Below are 18,563 nucleotides of genomic sequence, written 5' to 3' on the forward strand. Positions count from 1 at the left end.
GGGGGCCCCCCCCCCCCCCCCCGGCGCCCCCCCCCCCCCCCCCCCGCCCCCCCTTCGACGTTTCGGGTCCGGGCGATCGGGCGTAGGGTGGCCGCGGTGACGGCGCGGAGGCCGACGGCATGCGAGGACCACGCGGACGACGGTGGACGACGCCCCTCCTGGGGCTCGCCCTCGCCCTGACGGCGGGGGCCTGCGGCACGCGGGCCGAGCCGGGGCCGGCCTGGCTGGCCCGCTGGAACGGACCGGCGACCGTCTCGGCGCAAGCGGTGGAGCTGCCGCTGGAGCGCGCCGCGCCCGAGGCCCTGCGCGGCGCGGCGACCGAACCGGTGACCCTGGTGCTGACGGGCCTGAAGGCCGAGACCCCGTCCGGCGCGACCTACAACCTGTTCGTGGGCTCCAGCGGACCGGTCCGGGCGGCGACCGTCGATCCCGGCTATGTCGGGGCGCTCAGCCTCTACGACCTGGCCGGCCGGTCCGAGGGCGCCGACCGCGTCTTCCCCCTGCCGCCGCAGGTCCGCGCCGCGCTGTCGGCGGAGTCCGGGCGGCCCCTGGTCCTGACGATCGTCCCGCGCGGCGGCGACGGCTCGCCCCTGGTGGTGACCGGCGCGCGGCTGGTGCGTCAATCCCAGGATTGAGCCCGGGCGTCATGCGTCGCGAAAGTTGTTGACTCGCGCCAACCTGGCAATAGCCTTACTGCACTCATAGCGAGAAATCTCGCGACGACGGGATGGAGGGCAGGCGATGGTTGAGACTCGGCGTGACGTCATGATCGGGGCGCTGGCCGGCGCGACGGCGGTGGGCTTCGGCGGCCTCGAGGCCCAGGCCCAGACCGTCAGCACCCGCTACAGCGCCACCAGTCCGCAAGGCAAGGCGATGCTGGTCAAGTACGCCAAGGCCGTCGACATCATGCGCAACCAGATCCCGGCGGGCGATCCCCGGCACTGGAACTTCCAGTGGTACACCCACTGGATCCCCGGCTCGGCCAACTGGAACCAGGCCGTGCAGACCAAGAACCAGATGCTGCAGCAGATCTATGGAAGCCAGCCCAGCTATAACCGCGACCTGGCCTCGGCCATGTGGGACAGCTGCCAGCCGCACAGCTACGACCCGTCCAATCCGACCCGGTTCCTGGGCGCCTACTTCCTGCCGTGGCACCGATGGTTCGTCTATTATTTCGAGCAGATCATCCGCAACGTGCTGCAGGACGCCAGCTTCACCCTGCCGTACTGGGACTATCTGCAGGGCTCGGTCGCGGCCCTGTCGATCCCGCCGGAGTTCTACACCAACACCTCCAGCCCGCTGTACAAGCCCAACCGCAACACCTGGGTGAACCAGGGCCAGCGGATCGACCAGCAGAACCCCGGCGCGCTGAACCTGAACGCCTTCAAGTACGGCTACTACATCAGCAACGACGGCTCGACGGGCTTCTGCCCGACGCTGAACAACAACCCGCACGGCATGGTGCACGACCTGACCGGCAACAGCACCAACATGGGCTACGTGCCCACGGCGGCGGGCGACCCGGTGTTCTGGCTGCACCACTGCAACATCGACCGGCTGTGGGCCAGTTGGAACAACATGGGCTACGGCAATCCCGACTGGGGCACGCGCCTGTTCCCCTTCGCCAACGGCCAGGGCAAGCGCGTCGACGTACTGCTCAACAACGCCAGCACCATCGGCAAGCTGGGCTATCAGTACGACACCTACCAGAAGGTGCCCGGCGCCAAGCGCCTGCGCGCGCCGCAGTTCCTCAAGACCGCGCCCCTGGCCGCCACCGCGGCGGTCGCCGGCGAGCACCACGGCGGGGTGACCCTGTCGGCGACCGGCCCCACCCTGCTGAAGCTGGCCAGCCCGCCGCGCGCCAGCAACAGCGGCGGCTCCAACCTGCTGGCGGCGGCCCCGCCGAGCAAGGGCGGCGGCGTCTTCCTGGCCCTGGCCGGGGTGATGGCGGACGAGGCGTTCGGCGGCACCTACAACGTCTATGTCGGCCTGCCCGAGGGGGCGACGCCGGGCGGCGCCGACAGCCCCAACTACGTGGGCACGTTCGGCTCGTTCAACCTGGTCGGCCACGAGCACGGCCCGAACGCCGGCCCCAGCCTGGTGTTCGACATCACCGACAAGGCCGCCGACCTGACCGCCAAGGGCCAGCTGGGCCCGTCGCCCAGCGTGACCTTCGTGCCGCAGGGCGAGATCGGCAAGCCACCGACCGTGGCCTCGGTCTCGATCGTCACGGCCTAGGCGCGGGGGAGGGCGAAGCGGAGGGCTAAGGCCGCACCCGCAGGATCGCCCACCCCCAACCGGGCAGCACCAGGTCGCGCCCGTCGATCTCGGCGGTCCCGAAGGCCGGCCCGTCCACCGCCAGGTCTTCGGGCAGCGGCCAGCGCGCCGTCTCCCGGCCGAAGTTCAGCGCCACCAGCAGGCCCGCCCCGCGGCGATAGGCGAAGACCCGGGGATGCTCGGGGTCGAGGTCGCGGTAGTCGCCTTCCTTCAGGTCGGTCGAGCCGCGCCGGAAGGCGATCAGGGCGCGGGTGTGGGCCAGCACCGAGTCCGGCCGCGCCGCCTCGTCTTCGGCGTTGATCGCCGCGGTGTTCGGATTGACCGCCAGCCACGGCTTGCCCGTCGTGAAGCCGCCGTTCGGGCCGGAGGTCCACTGCATAGGCGTGCGGCTGTTGTCGCGGCCCATGGCCCGGGCGTTGGCCAGGTATTCTTCCTCCGACACCCGATGCTTCACGTCGCGCCAGCGGCCGGCTACCTCCAGGTCGTCGAAGTCGTCCAGGGTGGCGAACGGATAGTTGGTCATGCCCAGCTCCTCGCCCTGGTAGAGGAACGGCGTGCCGCGCTGGGTCAGGATCAGGGTGTTGAGGACCTTGGCTGACTGTTCGACCCAGTCGGGATCGTCGTCGCCGAAGTGCGAGACCGAGCGCGGGTTGTCGTGGTTGGACAGGAACTGGGTGTTCCAGCCGAACGGCCCGGCGGCCTGGTCCAGCTCCGTATAGAGCGCCTTCAGCCGGGGCAGGGTCCAGGACGTCTTGCGCCAGCCGTCGATGTCCATGCGGACGATGTCGAAATTGATCACCAGGTCCAGCTCGCGCCGGCGGCTGTCGATCAGGTCGCGCGCCTGGTCGGGCCGCACGCCGAACGCCTCGCCGACGGTCATGGTGTCGTAGTGGTCCAGGACTTCGCGGCGCATCTCGCGCAGATACTCGTGCAGCCTGGGGCCGGCGGCATAGACGAACTGCGGTGCGCGGCGCTCCCGCGGCGTCAGATCCGGCAGGCCCGGCTGCTTGGAGATGAACGGGATCACGTCCATCCGGAAGCCCGACACGCCCTTGTCGAGCCAGAAGCGCATCAGGTCGTAGACCTCTCCCCGGACCTTGGGGTTCTCCCAGTTCAGGTCGGGCTGCTTGGCGGCGAAATAGTGCAGGTAGTACTGGCCGCTGGCCTCGTCGCCCTCACCTGGGTCGAAGGTCCAGGCCGGGCCGCCGAAGAAGGCGCCGTAGTTGTTGGGCGGGCCGCCTTCCTTGCCGTCGCGCCAGATGTAGTAATCCCTGTACGGATTATCCCGCCCCTTGCGGCTCTCGACGAACCAGGCGTGCTCGTCGCTGCTGTGGTTGACCACCAGGTCGATGATCAGCCGGATGCCCCGCGCGGTCATCCCGGCCAGCATGGCGTCGAAGTCGGCCATGGTCCCGAACTGGGCCATCACCTTGCGGTAGTCGCGGATGTCGTAGCCGTTGTCGGCGTTGGGGCTGTCGAAGTGCGGCGACAGCCAGACGACGTCGACGCCCAGGGCCTGCAGATAGTCCAGCCGGGCCGTGATCCCCGGCAGGTCGCCCACTCCATCGCCGTCCGTGTCGAGGAACGAGCGCGGATAAATCTGGTAGACGACCGCGTCCTTCCACCAGGGGCGTTGGGCGATGGGATCGGCGTTCACGACAGGACTCCGCTCGGACGACGGGGTCCGACGCTAGCCGGTCGGACCGGTCCTGGCGACCGCCGCCGCCTTGCGTCCTCGTGGCTGTGCGTTAAGGTGGTGATATCCGCGAACGATAGCCAAGGTTGTCTTCGCCCTGGAGGGAGGTCTCGATGTCGTTCAAGACCGAGCTGGCGATGGCGCGCGAGGACGCCAAGCTGGTGCAGGCGCGCCGTGACGAGGAGCAGGCCCGCCAGGCCGAGGCCGCCCACGTCATGGCCACCGATCCCGACCGCTACTGGGCGCGCTACTACCTGACCGACGAGCTGGTGATGCAGGCCATCCGCGGCGCGGGCGGGTTCAATATCAGCCTGCCGGCCTCGGCCTTCGGCTCGCAGACGGCCGCCCGCCTGGACGAGTTCCGCGACGCGGGGGCCGATGTCGAGGTGGTCGAGACCAAGGTCCCCGCCGTCGACGGCGGCGACGCGATCGTCGTCAAGCGCGTCACGATCCGCTGACGCGGCGTCGCCCGCGAGGCTTGGGTCGATGCTTCTATTTCAGGGGGTAATGGCGGAGAGGGTGGGATTCGAACCCACGGTGCCCTTCCAGGCACGCCGCATTTCGAGTGCGGTACATTCGACCACTCTGCCACCTCTCCAGGGGGTCTTCCAGGCCCGCCCGGAGGCGTGCCTTGAGTGAGGGCGGGATACCTAGCGGCGTCGCCGGAAGAGTGCAAGAGCCTGTGACAAGCTTTTGTGTCGCGGGGGGCGGTTTCCGCGCGGAAGCCCAGCCGAACCTAGGCTTTCGGATACAGAACCATCTGGGTGCAGCGGAAAAGCGCGATGGTCTTGCCGGTCTCCTCGGCGGTGACGACGGCGTCCCAGACCTGGGTGTTGCGGCCGCCGTGGACCAGGGTGGCCTCCACCGCCGCGCCGCCGCCCTCGCGCACCGTGCCCAGGAAGTTGGACTTCAGCTCGATGGTGGTGAAGCTGACGGCGCCCGGCGGCAGCGAGACCACGCAGCCGTAGCCGCAGGCGCTGTCGGCCAGGGCGATGACGCTGGCGGCGTGCAGGAAGCCGTTGGGAGCCATGTGGCGCTGGGTCACGGTCATGCGGCCGCGCACGCGGCCGGTCGTGGCCTCCAGCCATTCCAGCCCGAGCAGGTCGGGCAGGTGGCCCTGCTGGCCGGCCGTCAGGGCGGCGCTGCGGTCGCCCTCGCCGGCGGTGCGGGCGGCGTCGAGCGGCGACTGGGCGGCGGTCTTGTCTTCGGCCATGGCGGGCGTTCCTGGTTCTTCGCGTGCGAAGCATCTAGGCGTGCGGACCCGGACAAGGCAAGTGCGTTTTTAAATGGAACTGACGTCGACCGGCGGGAAGCGCTTGCCGTCCTCGCCCTCGGGCGGCAGGCGGAAGGCGCGGATTCCGACCTGCAGGGCCGGGGCGGCCAGCGGGCCGGGGGCGGCCGCGACGGCGGCGCGGCGGGCGAGGAAGGCCTCGGCGGGCACGGCGTCGCCGGCGTCGACGTTGCGGGCCTTCTGCTCGGCGACCGTGGTGCTCCAGGCGTCGATGACCTCGCCGGTCTGGCCGACCAGCAGGCGGGTCTCGGGCGGCAGGCCCAGAAGCTGACGGGCGGCGGCGTGCTGGCCGGCGGGGTCGGCGCCGGGGGCGGCGCTGTCGTCCAGGCCCTGGTCGGGCGGCAGGATGGCCGAGCCGGTGAACACGACGTCGCCGATCTGATAGGCGGTGGCGCCGGGCAGGCGGCCGGGCAGGGCGATGGCGGTGATCTCGATCCCGCCCATCGGCAGGGCCTCGCCGTCCTGGGCCAGCTTGTCGAAGTCCCAGCCTTCCAGGTCGACGCCGTCGTCGCCCAGCACGGGGACCAGGCGCCTGAGGCTGTCCAGCACCGGGGCGCCGATGCAGATCGAGGCGCCGGTCTCGTATTTCAGGTGGCCGGCCGCCGACAGGTGGTCGGTGTGCAGGCCGGTCTCGAGGATCCAGGTCGGGCCCAGGTCCTTGGCGCGGACGTCGGCGATGATCGCGTCGATGAAGCGGGTGTCGACGGCCTGGGTCCGCGGGTCGTAGTCGAGCACGGGGTCGACGAAGGCGCAGAGCAAGGTGGCCGGATCGGCGATCAGATAGGTCACCCGCCCGGTCGCGGGGTGATGGAAAGCGGTGATTTCCGGCTGCATAGATCGGTCCGATGACGCCCTGAGGCGCGCACCTTGACCGCAACCCCTTAAGTATCGGCGAACAAAACCGGCGGATCGCGCCCCGAGGCGATTCGTCTCAGGCGGGGATCTAGGGACGGGCGGCCGCGTCGCAGCTCTTGTCGCCGCGCATCTCGGTCACCCAGACCGGCTCGACATAGCGCTCGCCGTCGCGGAAGCCGGGGGCGCAGCCCTCGGGCGTGTCGGAGCGGCTGCGTCCGCCGCCGCCGCGCATGTCCAGCGACAGGGCCAGGGACTGCGAGCTGCCGCCGCGCGGACCCCAGCCGTAGGGGCTGCCGTACCCGCCGCCGTACCCGCCGCCGTATCCGCCGTAATAGCCGTAGCCGCCGTGCTTGCCGTAGTCGGTCTTGCCGACCGTGACGCCCAGGGTGCCGGTCTCGCCGATCGGGATCAGGCTGGAGACATAGCCGCTGCGATAGCCGCCGGTGCCGACGCTGACGCCGACCTCGCCGTGGACCTGGCGCTTGCCGTCCTTGTCCAGCGGGTAGCCGTTGACGTCGAGTTCGGCGCGCGGGGTGTAGCCGAAGGCCGAGCCTTCGACGGGCGGCGCGTCGGCGACCCAGGCCGAGATCTGGTCCTGGGTGGTGACCGGCTTGGCGGCGCGTTCGGCCTCGGCGCGGGCCCGGGCGTCGGCCTTGGCCTGCTCCAGCTCGGCCTCGGTCGGCGGACGGGTGGCGCGCGAGGCGGCGGTGGTCACGACCTCGTCGTCGGCCGAACGGGCGAACGCGGCTGCGGGCAGGGCCAGCGGCAGGGCGAGCAGGGCGGCGAGGACGATGCGGGACGCGAACATGGACGAAACCTCCGACCCCGCCACAGTGGGCGCGATCTGTAACCGAATTAGGGCCTGAATGTATCAGGCGCGCAAGCCGTACCTGGCGACGCGCTCAGAGCGCTTCAAGGGCCGCTTCCAGCGCCGCCATGTCCGGCGGAAGGGGGGTCTCGAACCGCAGGGTTTCGCCCGTGATCGGATGGACGAAGCCCAGCACGGCCGCGTGCAGGGCCTGGCGGGCGAAGCCGAGCTCGACGATCGCCGCCTTGACCGGGGCGGCGGGGGCGCCGGCGCCGTAGACCGGGTCGCCCAGACAGGGCGAACCCTTGCTGGCCATGTGGACGCGGATCTGGTGGGTGCGGCCGGTCTCCAGCCGGCAGGCGACGCGCGCGGCCACCGGCCTGTCCGGCGCGCCGAAGGTCTTCTCGACGCGATAGTGGGTGATCGCCTCGCGGCCGCCGGTCTTCAGCACCGCCATCTTCTTGCGGTCGTGCGGCGAGCGGCCCAGGCGCGTTTCGATCGTGCCGACGGCCGGATGCGGCGCGCCCCGGGTCAGGGCCACGTACATGCGGTCGATGTCGTGGGTCGCGAACAGGGCCGACAGCCCCTGGTGGGCGGCGTCGGTCTTGGCCGCCACCATCACGCCCGAGGTCTCCTTGTCCAGGCGATGGACGATGCCGGGCCGGGCGACGCCGCCGATCCCCGACAGGCTGGCCCCGCAGTGGAACAGCAGGGCGTTGACCAGGGTGCCGGTCTCGCAGCCCGGCGCCGGGTGGGCGGCCATGCCTGGCGGCTTGTCGATGACGATCAGGTGGGCGTCCTCGTAGAGCACGGCCAGCGGGATGTCCTCCGGCTCGGGCTCGGCCGCGACCGGCGGCGGGACCAGCACCAGATAGGTCCCGGCCGGGGCCTTGGCCTTGCCGTCGGTCATCGGGCGGGGCGCCCGGCCTTTGACGACCAGCGACACCTGGCCGGCGGCGATCAGGGCCTGCAGGCGGGCCCGCGACAGGTCCGGCGCGGCGCCGGCCAGGGCCTTGTCCAGGCGCTGACCGGCCAGGTCGGCGCCCAGCGCGATCCGCACGACCTCGCCGCCGGCGCCCGTTTCGGAGGCGTCCAGGTCGTCGATCTCGTCCTCGACGAGCGCTTCGGTCGGGTCGGTCGGCGGGATCAAGGCGTCTTCACGGCTCCGTCACGGCTATGTCGTAGGGCGGACATCGCCCGCGCCTAACGGCTCAGGTTCAAGCCTTGCGTTCGAAGGGGATAGTCGATGCGCGCGTTCCGCACCACCTTGCTCATGACGGCCGTCAGCGGCCTGGCGCTGATCGCCGGCGTCGCCCACGCCGCCGAACCGGACGCCCCGGCTTCCGAGCAGGTCGAGGAACTGGTCGTCACCGCCCAGAAGCGCGAGCAGAAGCTGCTGGACGTGCCCATCGCCCTGACCGCCTATTCGGGCTCGACGCTCCAGACCCTGGGCGTGCAGGAGTTCGACAAGCTGTCGTCCTTCGTCCCCGGCTTCCAGGTCCAGAACCAGTCGCCCAACAACCCCGGCTTCGTGATGCGCGGCATCACCTCCGACAGCGGCGACGCCACCGTCGAGCCGCGCGTGTCGGTGTTCCAGGACGGCGTGTCGATCTCCAAGTCGCGCGGCTCGTACGTCGAGCTGTTCGACGTCCAGCGCATCGAGGTGGCCAAGGGGCCGCAATCGACCCTGTTCGGGCGCGGCGCCCTGATCGGGGCGGTCAACATCATCCAGAACAAGGCCGACCCGGCCGCCCTGGACTGGCGCGTGGGCGCCGAGCTGGGCGACCACGGCTACGGCCTGTTCGAGGGCATGGCCAACGTGCCGCTGAGCGACACCTTCGCGGTGCGCTTCGCCGGCCGCTACAAAGAGCGCGACGGCGCGGTCGAGAACCTGCTGGGCGGCAAGAACCTGGGCTCGACCGACACGGGCGCGGCCCGCCTGGCCTTCCGCTGGACCCCGAACGACAAACTCGACGCCAACCTGATCCTGAACTACGAGGCCGACCATCCGACCGGCACCTCGTTCAAGTCGGGCACGTTCAATCCGACCGACCCGACCACCGGCCAGGTCCTGGGCGACCGCGATCCCAACTCCGGCGCGGCCTTGTCGGCCGGTTCCGGCTTCAACGGCGGCGCCCAGCTGGGCCTCAAGCGCTTCGTCCAGGGCGCCACGGCCCTTGTGGACTATAAGTTCAACGACGCCTGGAAGCTGTCGTCGATCACCGCTGCCCGCCACTTCCAGAGCAACGAGACCTTCGATCCGGACGGCTTCTCGCTGCCGATGCTGACCTTCGCCGAGGACGCGCGCGGCACGCAGTACAGCCAGGAGTTCCGCCTGAACTACGACGACGGCGGCGCGCTCAGCGGCTTCGCCGGCGTCAGCTATTTCAACGAGGACGCCCAGACCTCGGTGCCATCGCAGATCGACGAGCGCTACGCCCTGGCCCTGATCACCGGCCAGCTGACCAAGCCCAATCCGCAGCCGAACGCGGTGCTGACCAACAACACGTTCCTGGCGGCCCTGGTCACCGGCCTGTCGGGCGGCGCGATCACCGGCGCGGCCGCCCAGGGCATCGCCGCCAACCTGCACGCCCACCGCGAGAGCTACACCAACTACGGCAAGACCGAGTCGTTCGACGTCTACGGCGACGGCACCTGGCGCCTGAACGACCGGTTCGAACTGTCGGCGGGTCTGCGCTACACCCACGACGACAAGTCCAGCGCCTTCGCGTCCAGCGTCCAGGACCGCTCGATCCTGGGCGCCCTGATCGCCCTGCCGTCGATCCTGCCGACCCTGACGCCCACCGGCCGCCTGGCCTTCATCCAGGCCCTGGCCACGCCGGGCGCGGCCAGCATCCCGACCTCGGCCGCCTATCCCATCCCGATGTTCGGCATCGTCTCGCAGCCGACCAGCAACAACGGCGACATCTATTCGCAGGACTTCTCGGACGAGGGCCTGACCTGGCGTCTGGTGGGCCGCTACAAGCCCGACGCCAACACCAGCCTCTACGCCTCCTACGCCCGCGGCCGCCGTCCCGAGGTGCTGTCGGTCGGCCAGCCCAGCGCCCCCATGGGGGCGGCGCGGTTCACCCCGGTCGAGGCCGAGACGGTCGATTCCTACGAGGTCGGGGCCAAGACCCGCACCCTGGGCGGTCGCCTGAGCCTGGACGGCGCGGTCTACGCCTACGACTACGACAACTTCCAGACCACGATCATCGTCGCCAACAAGCCGACCACCACCAACGCCGGCAAGGCCAAGGCCTACGGCTTCGAGGGCCAGGCCATCTGGCAGGCGGCCTCGTTCGCCGAGATCTTCGCCACCTACGCCTACAGCCACGGCCGCTTCGACACCGGCCTCTACGACGGCAACCGCTTCCGCCTGTCGCCGGACCACAAGGCCTCGCTGGGCGCGACCTTCTCGGCCGACCTCCTGAACGGCCGGTTCAGCTTCACGCCGATCTACGCCTGGCAGTCCAAGACCTTCTTCTCTGACGACAACGACATCGCCGCCCTGCAGGTCAACAACCTGCTGCCCGACACGGCGGTGGACGAGTTCCAGAAGGCCTACGGCCTGCTGGACCTGCGCGTGCAGTACCAGCCCTCGTTCGCCAGCTGGACGGTGGGCGCATTCGTCACAAACGCCACCGACGAGAAGTACATCAAGGACGCCGGCAACACGGGCGACAACTTCGGCATCCCGACCTTCATCGCCGGCAATCCGCGCTACTACGGCGTGACGTTCTCGCTGCGGCGGTAGGAAGTACGGTTTGGGGACATGCGCATGCGCATGTCCCCGGCCGCTGGCGCTACTTCTCCGCCTCTTCCTCGCGGCCGGCGATCGAGCCGTCCTTGAACAGATATTCCCGCAGCTGCTCGTCGGTCTCCGGATCGCTGCGGCGCAACCATTCCAGCACCATGGCCGCGTGCTCCAGCTCCTCGCGGGCGTTGTGCAGCAGGATCTTGCGCAACTCCTCGTCGTCGCAGTCGTCGGCCCGCTGACGATACCAGTCCACCGCCTCCAGTTCCTCGATCAGCGAGGTGATGGCGTAGTGCTGGTTGAGCGTCTTGCCGCGCAGCTTTTCGCGCGGGACGTGGAGGCCTTCGCTGGACATGCACCGTCATCCTACTGTTGTCTCCAGGGGCTAACGCACGAGAAGTCCAAGCGGCGCCGTGAACCTTCGGGGAGTTGAGCATGACCATCGACAGACGCCGGGCCCTGGCCCTCTTCGGCCTGGGCGGCGCGGGCGCGGCGGGCGAGGCGATGGCGGCGACGCCGCGCGCCCTGTTCGCGGGGCGGGCCGAGTTCCTGCACGGCGCGGCCTCGGGCGATCCGCTGGAGGACCGGGTGGTGCTGTGGACCCGGATCACGGCCGAGGCGACGACCGCCCCGATCGCCGTGCGCTGGGAGGTGTCGACCGATCCCCGCTTCAAGACGCTGGTCCGCCAGGGCGACGCCCGGGCGACGGCGTCCCGCGACTACACGGTCAAGGTCGACGTCACGGGCCTCAAGCCCGCGACCGACTATTTCTACCGCTTCCAGTACCTGCGGAGCGGCAAGCCCTTCGGCAAGCCGGTGGGCGGCCGGACCCGCACCCTGCCCAAGGGCGCGGTCAAGGACGTGGTCCTGGCCGTGGTCTCGTGCGCGCTCTATCCGAACGGCTATTTCAACGCCTACGACGCCATCGCCAAGCTGCCGCGCGTCGACGCCGTGCTGCACCTGGGTGACTACATATACGAGTACGGCGCCGCGCCGGACGACTACGGCATGGCCTCGCCCACCGCCAAGGCCCGCGTGCCCGACCCGCCGCGCGAGCTGCTGAGCCTGGCCGACTACCGCCGCCGCCACGCCCTCTACAAGACCGACCCCGCCCTGCAGGCCGCCCACGCCCGCGCGCCCTGGATCGTGGTCTGGGACGACCACGAGACCGCCGACAACAGCTGGATCGGCGGGGCCGAGAACCACCAGCCGGCCACCGAGGGCGACTGGGTCAAGCGCAAGACCGCCGGCATCAAGGCCTATTACGAGTGGATGCCGATCCGCGAGCCGGCGGCCGGGACCCTGCCGGAGGCCGCCTGGCGCCGGTTCCAGTTCGGCGACGTCGCCACCCTGCTGATGACCGAGACCCGGCTGACGGCCCGCAGCCACCAGCTGGACTACGGCCGCGACCTGCCGGTCGTGGACGGCAAGCCCGACTTCGCCGCCTTCGCCGCCAAGCTCAAGGACCCGGACCGCCGGATGATGGGCCAGGGCCAGGAGCAGTGGCTGGCCCGCGAGGTCGACGCCTCGATGCAGGCCGGCACGGCGTGGCAGGTGCTGGGCAACCAGGTGGTCATGGCCCGGGTGGTCCCGCCCGACCTGAAGGCGGCCATGGGCGACCAGGCCTACGCCGCCCTGCTGGCCAAGCTGCCGGCCTATGTCGCCAAGCCGGTCGAGGAGAGCCGGGTCCTGGCGCAGGCGGGCGCGCCCGGCAACCTGGACGCCTGGGACGGCTATCCGGCCGACCGCTCGCGGGTCTACGACATCTTCAAGGCCAGCCAGGCGCGGCCGATCGTGCTGGCCGGCGACAGCCACGCCTTCTGGGCCAACGAGCTGTGGGACGACGCGGGGACCAACCGCGTGGCGGCCGAGTTCGGCGTCACCTCGGTGACCTCGCCCGGCTACGCCGACTACCTGCCCGGCGCGCCGCTCGGCGAGGCCTATGTGGCGGCCAACAAGGAGGTGAAGTTCACCGACCAGGGCGCCAAGGGCTTCCTGCTGCTGACCCTCGAGCACGGCCGGGCGACGGGCGAGCTGATCGCCGTCTCGACGATCCTGGACCCCAGGTACCAGACCCGGGTGCTCAAGCGCTTCGTGGTCGCGCCGGGCGACAAGGGCGGGGTGAAGGCGCTGGCGGAGGGGTAGGGCCGCTTATTTTCCGCTCATCCCGGCGAATGCCGGGACCCAGATGGAATGGCTTTGGGGCTGACCCGGCATTCGCAGGGATGAGCGGGGTTCTAGTTACCGCCGCTCCAGCGCGATCCGCACGCCGAAGGCCACGAACACCCCGCCGGTCACGCGGTCCAGCCACCGGACCACGCCGGGCTTGCGCAACGCCTTGGCGATCGGGGCGGTGGCCAGGATCAGGCCGCCGGCCCAGGCCAGGCCCATGACCACGTGGGTGGCGGCCAGCAGCAGGCCGAAGGCGGCGGGGTTGGCGCCGGTCGGGATGAACTGGGGCAGGAACGACACGTAGAACACCCCGACCTTGGGGTTCAGCAGGTTGTTCCACAGGCCCTTGGCCAGGGCCGCGCCCAGGCCGCCCGACGGCGGCGCCTCGCCCGCCCCGGCGTCGAAGCGCTCGCGCGGCTTGCGCAGCAGGTTGACGCCCAGCCAGACCAGATAGGCCGCGCCCGCCCATTTCAGGATCGTGTAGGCGGCGTGCGAGGCCACCAGCAGCGCCCCGGCCCCGAACGCCGCGGCCGCGCCCCAGACCAGGCAGCCCAGGCCGATCCCCACCGACACGGCGGCCGCGCGGCGCCAGCCCTCGGCGGCGGCCGTGCGCAGGATCAGGGCGGTGTCCAGCCCGGGCGTGATGGTCAGCAGGCCGGCGGCGATCCCGAAGGCGATCAGGGCCTGGAAGGGGGTCATCTCGAACGCTCCATGGGCGGCGATCTCCACAAGGTCTGCAAACGGGCTCGCCATGGTCTGGACGTCGATGGCGGACGCTGGCGCGATGAGAAGAGCCCTAAGCCTCGCGCTCGACCAGAGCCCCGTCCTCCCAGACGCGGTAGAAGCACGAGCGGAAGCCCACGTGGCAGGCGCCCCCGTCCCCTTGCGGTCGGACCTTGATCAGCACCGCGTCCTGGTCGCAGTCGATCCGCAGCTCGGTGACGACCTGCAGCTGGCCGCTGGTCTCGCCCTTCTTCCAGAGGCTGCCCCGCGAGCGGCTGAAATAGTGGGCGATCCCGGTGTCGAGGGTCAGCTTCAGGGCCTCGTCGTTCATCCAGGCGAACATCAGGATCTCGCCGGTGTCGGCGTGCTGGGCGATGGCCGCGACCAGGCCGTTGGCGTCGAAACGCGGCGTGACGGCGGTCCCGCGCTCGAGCGCGGTCTTGTCGGGGGCGGCGGGGAAGAGCGAGGAGGTCATGCGGCCACATATGGCGCCCCTTCGCCGGGCGTCAAAGACTGGATCAAGGCGCGGGTCGCGGCGCTGGACGCCTGGGCGCGCCCTTGGGCCGAGCGCTCGCGGCTTCGCGGCTGGGCCTACGAGTTCCTGCTGTTCGGCCTGAAGCAGGCCTGGGCCTGCCTGTTCGGCGGGCTGATGCTGGCCCTGATCGTCGGCACGCACCTGATCTGGCCGCCCGGCGCGCCGCTGGCGCGCTACGACTTCCTGGTGCTCGCCTCGGTCGCCATCCAGGTCGCCCTGCTGGCCCTGAAGCTGGAACGTTGGGACGAGGCCGTGGTGATCCTGGTCTTCCACGTCGTCGGCACGGTGATGGAGGTGTTCAAGACCGCCCACGGCTCGTGGATCTATCCCGAGGCCGGCGTCCTGAAGATCGCCGGCGTGCCCCTGTTCAGCGGCTTCATGTACGCCTGCATCGGCAGCTACATCGCCCGGATCTGGCGGCTGATGGACTTCCGGTTCGTGCGCTATCCGCCGATCTGGACCACCTGGGCGCTGGCGATCCTGGCCTATCTGAACTTCTTCACCCACCACTACGGGCCCGACATCCGGACGGGCCTGTTCGTCGCCTCGGCGGTGCTGTTCGGGCGGACCTGGGTGGTGTTCACCGTCGATCGGACGCCGCGCCGCATGCCGCTGCTGGTCGGCTTCGGGCTGGTGGCGCTGTTCATCTGGTTCGCCGAGAACCTGGGCACCCTGGCCGGCGCCTGGGCCTATCCCAGCCAGCGCCACGGCTGGTCGATGGTCCCGGTCGCCAAGCTGGGGGCCTGGTACCTGCTGATGCTGCTCAGCTACGTGCTGGTGACGGTGGTGCACATTCCCAGGTCCTCCCCCTGTGGGGGAGGCGGCGCGAAGCGCCGGTGGGGGGACTGATGCGGCGGCGGCCCATTCCTCCCCCCTCCGTCGGCTGCGCCGACACCTCCCCCACAGGGGGAGGATCTCTACTTCCAGATCGGCTTGCCGTCCCCCGGCAGGCCCAGCCGGGTCCACTTCTCGCTGACCGTGTCGATCACCGCCTGGTCCATGCGGATCTCCTCGCCCCACTCGCGGTGGGTCTCGGGGGGCAGCTTGTCGGTGGCGTCCAGGCCGATCTTGGAGCCCAGGCCGCTCTCGGGGCTGGCGAAGTCGAGATAGTCGATGGGCGTCGACTCGATCACCGTGATGTCCCGCGCCGGGTCCATCTTGGTGCTGATCGCCCACATCACGTCCTTCCAGTCGCGGGCGTTGATGTCGTGGTCCACGACGATCACCCACTTGGTGTACATGAACTGGCGCAGATAGCTCCAGACGCCCAGCATCACCCGCTTGGCGTGGCCCGGATAGGCCTTCTTCATCGACACCACGGCGATGCGGTAGCTGCAGCCCTCGGGCGGCAGCCAGAAGTCGACGATCTCGGGGAACTGCTGGCGGATCAGCGGGATGAACACCTCGTTCAGCGCCTCGCCCAGCACGCTGGGCTCGTCCGGCGGGCGGCCCGTGAAGGTGGTCAGGTAGATCGGCTGCCTGCGCATGGTGATCGCCGTCACCTGGAAGACCGGGAACTTCTCGACGCTGTTGTAGTAGCCGGTGTGGTCGCCGTAGGGGCCCTCGTCGGCGTATTCGTCGAGCAGGACGTGGCCCTCGATGACGATCTCGGCGTGGGCCGGCACCATCAGGGGCACGGTCTTGGCCGGGACCAGGTCGACCTTGGCGCCGCGCAGCAGGCCGGCGAACTGGTACTCGGACAGGGTGTCGGGCACCGGGGTCACGGCGGCCAGGATGGTGCCCGGGTCGGCGCCCAGCACGGCGCAGGCGGGCAGGGGCTCGCGCTTGCCGGCCTTCTTGTGGCGGGCGTAGTGCTGCGCCCCGCCGCGATGGGCCAGCCAGCGCATGATGCAGCGGTCCTTGGAGAGGACCTGCATGCGGTAGATGCCCAGGTTGAAGTCGTCCTCGCGGTCCTTGCCCGGGCCCTTGGTGACCACCAGCGGCCAGGTGATCAGCGGCGCGGGCTCGCCCGGCCAGCAGGTCTGCACGGGAAGCTTGGACAGGTCGATGTCGTCGCCGGTCAGGACCACTTCCTGCACCGGGGCCTTCTTCACCGTGCCCGGCCGCATGGCCATGACGGTCTTGGCCAGGGGCAGCATGTCCAGGGCGTCCTTCAGGCCCTTGGGCGGCTGGGGCTGGCGCAGGAAGGCCAGCAGCTCGCCGACCTCGCGCAGCTCGCCGGCGGTGGTGCGCGGCTCGCCGCCCAGGGTGACGCCCATGGCCACGCGCTTGACCGTGCCGAACAGGTTGGCCAGGGCCGGCATCGGCGAACGCGATCCGTCGGGCAGGATCACGTTCTCGAACAGCACCGCCGGCCCGCCCGTGGCCAAGAGGCGCGTCTGGATCTCGGTCATCTCCAGCACGGTCGACACCGGCTCGGTCACCCGCACCAGCTCGCCCTTCGCCTCGAGGACGTCGATGAATTCGCGCAAGCTGCGATAGGCCATGAAACGCTCCTGAACGGCGCGGAACCTAGAGGCCGCCCCTTCCCCCGGCAAGGTGGCGTCCGCGAGCTTCACCCTAGGCGCCGGTCGCCCGACGTGTTCCTGTCCCCCGCAATAGCCAAGGTTGTGAGAGTCCGCCGATGACCGACACCCCGCACGAAGCCGCCGACCTCCAACCCGAGTCTCGCGCCGTCCGCCGCGCGACGATCGCCCGCCTGGCCACCGGCCTGGCCCAGGGCCTTCTGCTGTACGGCCTGTTCAAGGCCGGGGAAGCCAAGGTCTGGCCGGCCACCCAGCGCGAGCTCTACGCGGCGCTGTGGATGGTGGTGCTGTTCGTGCCCTTCGTGGTGCTGGCCGGCGTGTCGGCCCTGCGGTTCCGCACCCTGGCGATCTGGAAGGCCCTCGCCGTCGTGGTCGTGGCGGGCCTGGCCGCCTACGGCGTCTGGACCGGGGACCCCGACGCCAAGGGCGTCGACGCCCTCAAGCCCCAGACCTTCCTGGCCATCGCCGCCCTGATCTTCATCGGCCACCATCTGGTCCAGCCGGCCGACATGGAGCGGCGGCGGATCGCCCGCTTCCCGACCTATTTCGACGTCACCTGGAAGCACGGGGTGCAGGCGGTGCTGTCGGTGGGCTTCACGGGGGCCTTCTGGCTGCTGCTGTTCCTGGCCTCGGCCCTGTTCAAGCTGATCGGCGTCGACGCCATCGAGAAGCTGATCCAGCACGAGTGGTTCGCCTTCCCCGCCACCGCCGTGATGTTCGCCGCCGCCGTCCAGCTGACCGACGTGCGGGCCAATCTGGTGCGCGGCGTGCGCACGGTGGCCCTGACCTTGCTGGCCTGGCTGCTGCCGCTGATGGTTCTGATCGCCGCGGCCTTCCTGCTGACCCTGCCGTTCACGGGCCTGGAGCCGCTGTGGAAGACCAAGAGCGCCACGGCCATCCTGCTGACCGCCGACGCCTTCCTGATCCTGCTGACCAACGCCGCCTACCAGGACGGGACCGAGAGGACCGCCGTGGTCCTGAAATGGGCCGCGCGGCTGGCGGGCGTGCTGCTGGTCCCGATCACGGTGCTGGCGGCCTATGGCCTGTCCCTGCGGATCGGCCAGTACGGCCTCAGCCCCGACCGGATCGTCGCCGCCGCCTGCGTGCTGGTCGCGACGGGCTACGCCGTCGGCTACACGCTGGCCGCTGTGCGCCCGGGCGCCTGGATGAAGGCGCTGGAGGCCACCAACATCGCCATGGCCTTCGTGGTGATCGCCGTGCTGCTGGCGCTGTTCACGCCGGTGGTCGATCCCCGGCGGTTGTCGGTCGATGACCAGATCGGGCGGCTGCGCGGGGGCAAGGTCACGGCCGACGCGTTCGACTACGTCGCCCTGCGGTTCGACGGCGGCCGCTTCGGTCGCCAGGCCCTGGACGCCCTGCGGCGCGATCCCAATCCGGTCGTCAGGAGCAAGGCGGCGGCCGCGGTCAAGCTCGAGGGTCGGCCCTACCGGACGACGCTTGTGGCGGCGCCCGACAGCCTCAAGAAGATCAAAATCTATCCCAAGGGCCAGGCCCTGCCCAAGAGCTTCGTCGGCCAAACCTGGAACGTCGAGAACGAACCCATCTGCCTGCAGGGCTACCTGGATTGTCGGGCGGTCCTGGTCGACACGGACGGAGACGGCGTGGCCGAGGTCCTGCTGTCGGCCGCCAACGCCTTCGATGTCTTCAAGGTCGATGGGGCCGGCGTCTGGGCCAAGACGGGCCAGACCACCCTGTTCTGCGGGGACCTCGACAAGGCGCTCGAGGCGGGCGGCGTCCATGTCGCGCCGTCGCCGCCGGCTCAGGATCTGGTCATCGGCGACAAGCGGATGCGGATCCAGCCCGAGTTGTCCTGCGGCCCGGCGTTGGAGGCGACCACCGTCCTGACCCAGAAGAAGCCCTGACGCGACCGGGGACACGCCTTTGCGGCGTGTCCCCATGTCCCAGACGCCGTGCCGGCCGATGGGGACACGCCGCGAGGGCA

General features: G+C 70.3%; 16 protein-coding genes and 1 tRNA gene. 7 read left to right on the forward strand and 10 right to left on the reverse strand.

The window, feature by feature from the left end:
* Positions 1–119: 119 nt before the first annotated feature.
* Both WAE60_RS19720 and WAE60_RS19725 read left to right on the forward strand, forming a co-directional pair.
* The gene (locus WAE60_RS19720) at positions 120–635 is read left to right on the forward strand and encodes a hypothetical protein (RefSeq protein WP_337688118.1); all 516 of its coding nucleotides are present in this window, start codon (positions 120–122) and stop codon (positions 633–635) included.
* Positions 636–741: 106 nt separating this feature from the next.
* Positions 742–2,238 (forward strand): tyrosinase family protein, encoded by a 1,497-nt coding sequence (locus WAE60_RS19725; RefSeq protein ID WP_337688121.1) that lies wholly within the window; start codon positions 742–744, stop codon positions 2,236–2,238.
* Between the two features lie 25 nt (positions 2,239–2,263).
* On the opposite strand, the gene WAE60_RS19730 is transcribed toward WAE60_RS19725, so the two are convergent.
* Positions 2,264–3,934 carry an alpha-glucosidase gene (locus tag WAE60_RS19730; protein ID WP_337688123.1) on the reverse strand — a complete coding sequence of 557 codons (1,671 nt, stop codon included), beginning with the start codon at positions 3,932–3,934 and terminating at the stop codon, positions 2,264–2,266.
* Between the two features lie 152 nt (positions 3,935–4,086).
* Between WAE60_RS19730 and WAE60_RS19735 the strand changes: the two genes are divergently transcribed.
* Entirely contained in the window at positions 4,087–4,431 is a 345-nt protein-coding gene (locus tag WAE60_RS19735; RefSeq protein ID WP_029911372.1) for a hypothetical protein, read from the forward strand.
* 50 nt (positions 4,432–4,481) lie between these two features.
* Here WAE60_RS19735 and WAE60_RS19740 read toward each other — a convergent pair.
* The 5 genes from WAE60_RS19740 to WAE60_RS19760 form a co-directional block, all read right to left on the reverse strand.
* A tRNA-Ser gene (locus WAE60_RS19740) sits at positions 4,482–4,571 on the reverse strand.
* A gap of 138 nt (positions 4,572–4,709) precedes the next feature.
* On the reverse strand, positions 4,710–5,186 hold the full coding sequence (locus tag WAE60_RS19745; RefSeq protein WP_337688126.1) for a PaaI family thioesterase: 477 nt from the start codon (positions 5,184–5,186) through the stop codon (positions 4,710–4,712).
* A 69-nt stretch (positions 5,187–5,255) separates the two neighbouring features.
* Positions 5,256–6,098 (reverse strand): MBL fold metallo-hydrolase, encoded by an 843-nt coding sequence (locus WAE60_RS19750; protein ID WP_337688129.1) that lies wholly within the window; start codon positions 6,096–6,098, stop codon positions 5,256–5,258.
* Between the two features lie 109 nt (positions 6,099–6,207).
* Entirely contained in the window at positions 6,208–6,927 is a 720-nt protein-coding gene (locus WAE60_RS19755; RefSeq protein WP_337688130.1) for a hypothetical protein, read from the reverse strand.
* Positions 6,928–7,021: 94 nt separating this feature from the next.
* Positions 7,022–8,023, reverse strand: a complete 1,002-nt coding sequence (locus WAE60_RS19760; RefSeq protein ID WP_337688239.1) for an RluA family pseudouridine synthase — start codon at positions 8,021–8,023, stop codon at positions 7,022–7,024.
* A 150-nt stretch (positions 8,024–8,173) separates the two neighbouring features.
* On the opposite strand from WAE60_RS19760, the gene WAE60_RS19765 reads away from it, so the two are divergent.
* Positions 8,174–10,684, forward strand: a complete 2,511-nt coding sequence (locus WAE60_RS19765) for a TonB-dependent receptor (protein ID WP_337688132.1) — start codon at positions 8,174–8,176, stop codon at positions 10,682–10,684.
* 49 nt (positions 10,685–10,733) lie between these two features.
* Here WAE60_RS19765 and WAE60_RS19770 read toward each other — a convergent pair whose 3' ends face one another.
* Entirely contained in the window at positions 10,734–11,039 is a 306-nt protein-coding gene (locus WAE60_RS19770; protein ID WP_337688134.1) for a ferritin family protein, read from the reverse strand.
* A gap of 80 nt (positions 11,040–11,119) precedes the next feature.
* Between WAE60_RS19770 and WAE60_RS19775 the strand changes: the two genes are divergently transcribed.
* Positions 11,120–12,829 (forward strand): alkaline phosphatase D family protein, encoded by a 1,710-nt coding sequence (locus WAE60_RS19775; protein ID WP_337688136.1) that lies wholly within the window; start codon positions 11,120–11,122, stop codon positions 12,827–12,829.
* Between the two features lie 96 nt (positions 12,830–12,925).
* Here WAE60_RS19775 and WAE60_RS19780 read toward each other — a convergent pair whose 3' ends face one another.
* Both WAE60_RS19780 and hisI read right to left on the reverse strand, forming a co-directional pair.
* The gene (locus WAE60_RS19780) at positions 12,926–13,555 is read right to left on the reverse strand and encodes a LysE family translocator (protein WP_337688139.1); all 630 of its coding nucleotides are present in this window, start codon (positions 13,553–13,555) and stop codon (positions 12,926–12,928) included.
* A 97-nt stretch (positions 13,556–13,652) separates the two neighbouring features.
* Positions 13,653–14,054, reverse strand: coding sequence for a phosphoribosyl-AMP cyclohydrolase (gene hisI / locus WAE60_RS19785; RefSeq protein ID WP_337688141.1), 402 nt, complete (start codon positions 14,052–14,054; stop codon positions 13,653–13,655).
* A 63-nt stretch (positions 14,055–14,117) separates the two neighbouring features.
* On the opposite strand from hisI, the gene WAE60_RS19790 reads away from it, so the two are divergent.
* On the forward strand, positions 14,118–14,963 hold the full coding sequence (locus tag WAE60_RS19790; protein WP_255347296.1) for a DUF817 domain-containing protein: 846 nt from the start codon (positions 14,118–14,120) through the stop codon (positions 14,961–14,963).
* 68 nt (positions 14,964–15,031) lie between these two features.
* Here the strand turns inward: WAE60_RS19790 and WAE60_RS19795 are convergent, their stop codons facing one another.
* Complete coding sequence (locus WAE60_RS19795; RefSeq protein WP_029911401.1) at positions 15,032–16,561, reverse strand: UbiD family decarboxylase; 1,530 nt, start codon at positions 16,559–16,561, stop codon at positions 15,032–15,034.
* A gap of 137 nt (positions 16,562–16,698) precedes the next feature.
* Here WAE60_RS19795 and WAE60_RS19800 point away from each other — a divergent pair, with 137 nt between their 5' ends.
* Positions 16,699–18,483 (forward strand): DUF4153 domain-containing protein, encoded by a 1,785-nt coding sequence (locus WAE60_RS19800; RefSeq protein WP_337688144.1) that lies wholly within the window; start codon positions 16,699–16,701, stop codon positions 18,481–18,483.
* The last annotated feature ends 80 nt before the right edge of the window (positions 18,484–18,563 follow it).

The organism is Caulobacter sp. CCG-8 (assembly GCF_037402475.1).
Classification (GTDB): domain Bacteria; phylum Pseudomonadota; class Alphaproteobacteria; order Caulobacterales; family Caulobacteraceae; genus Caulobacter.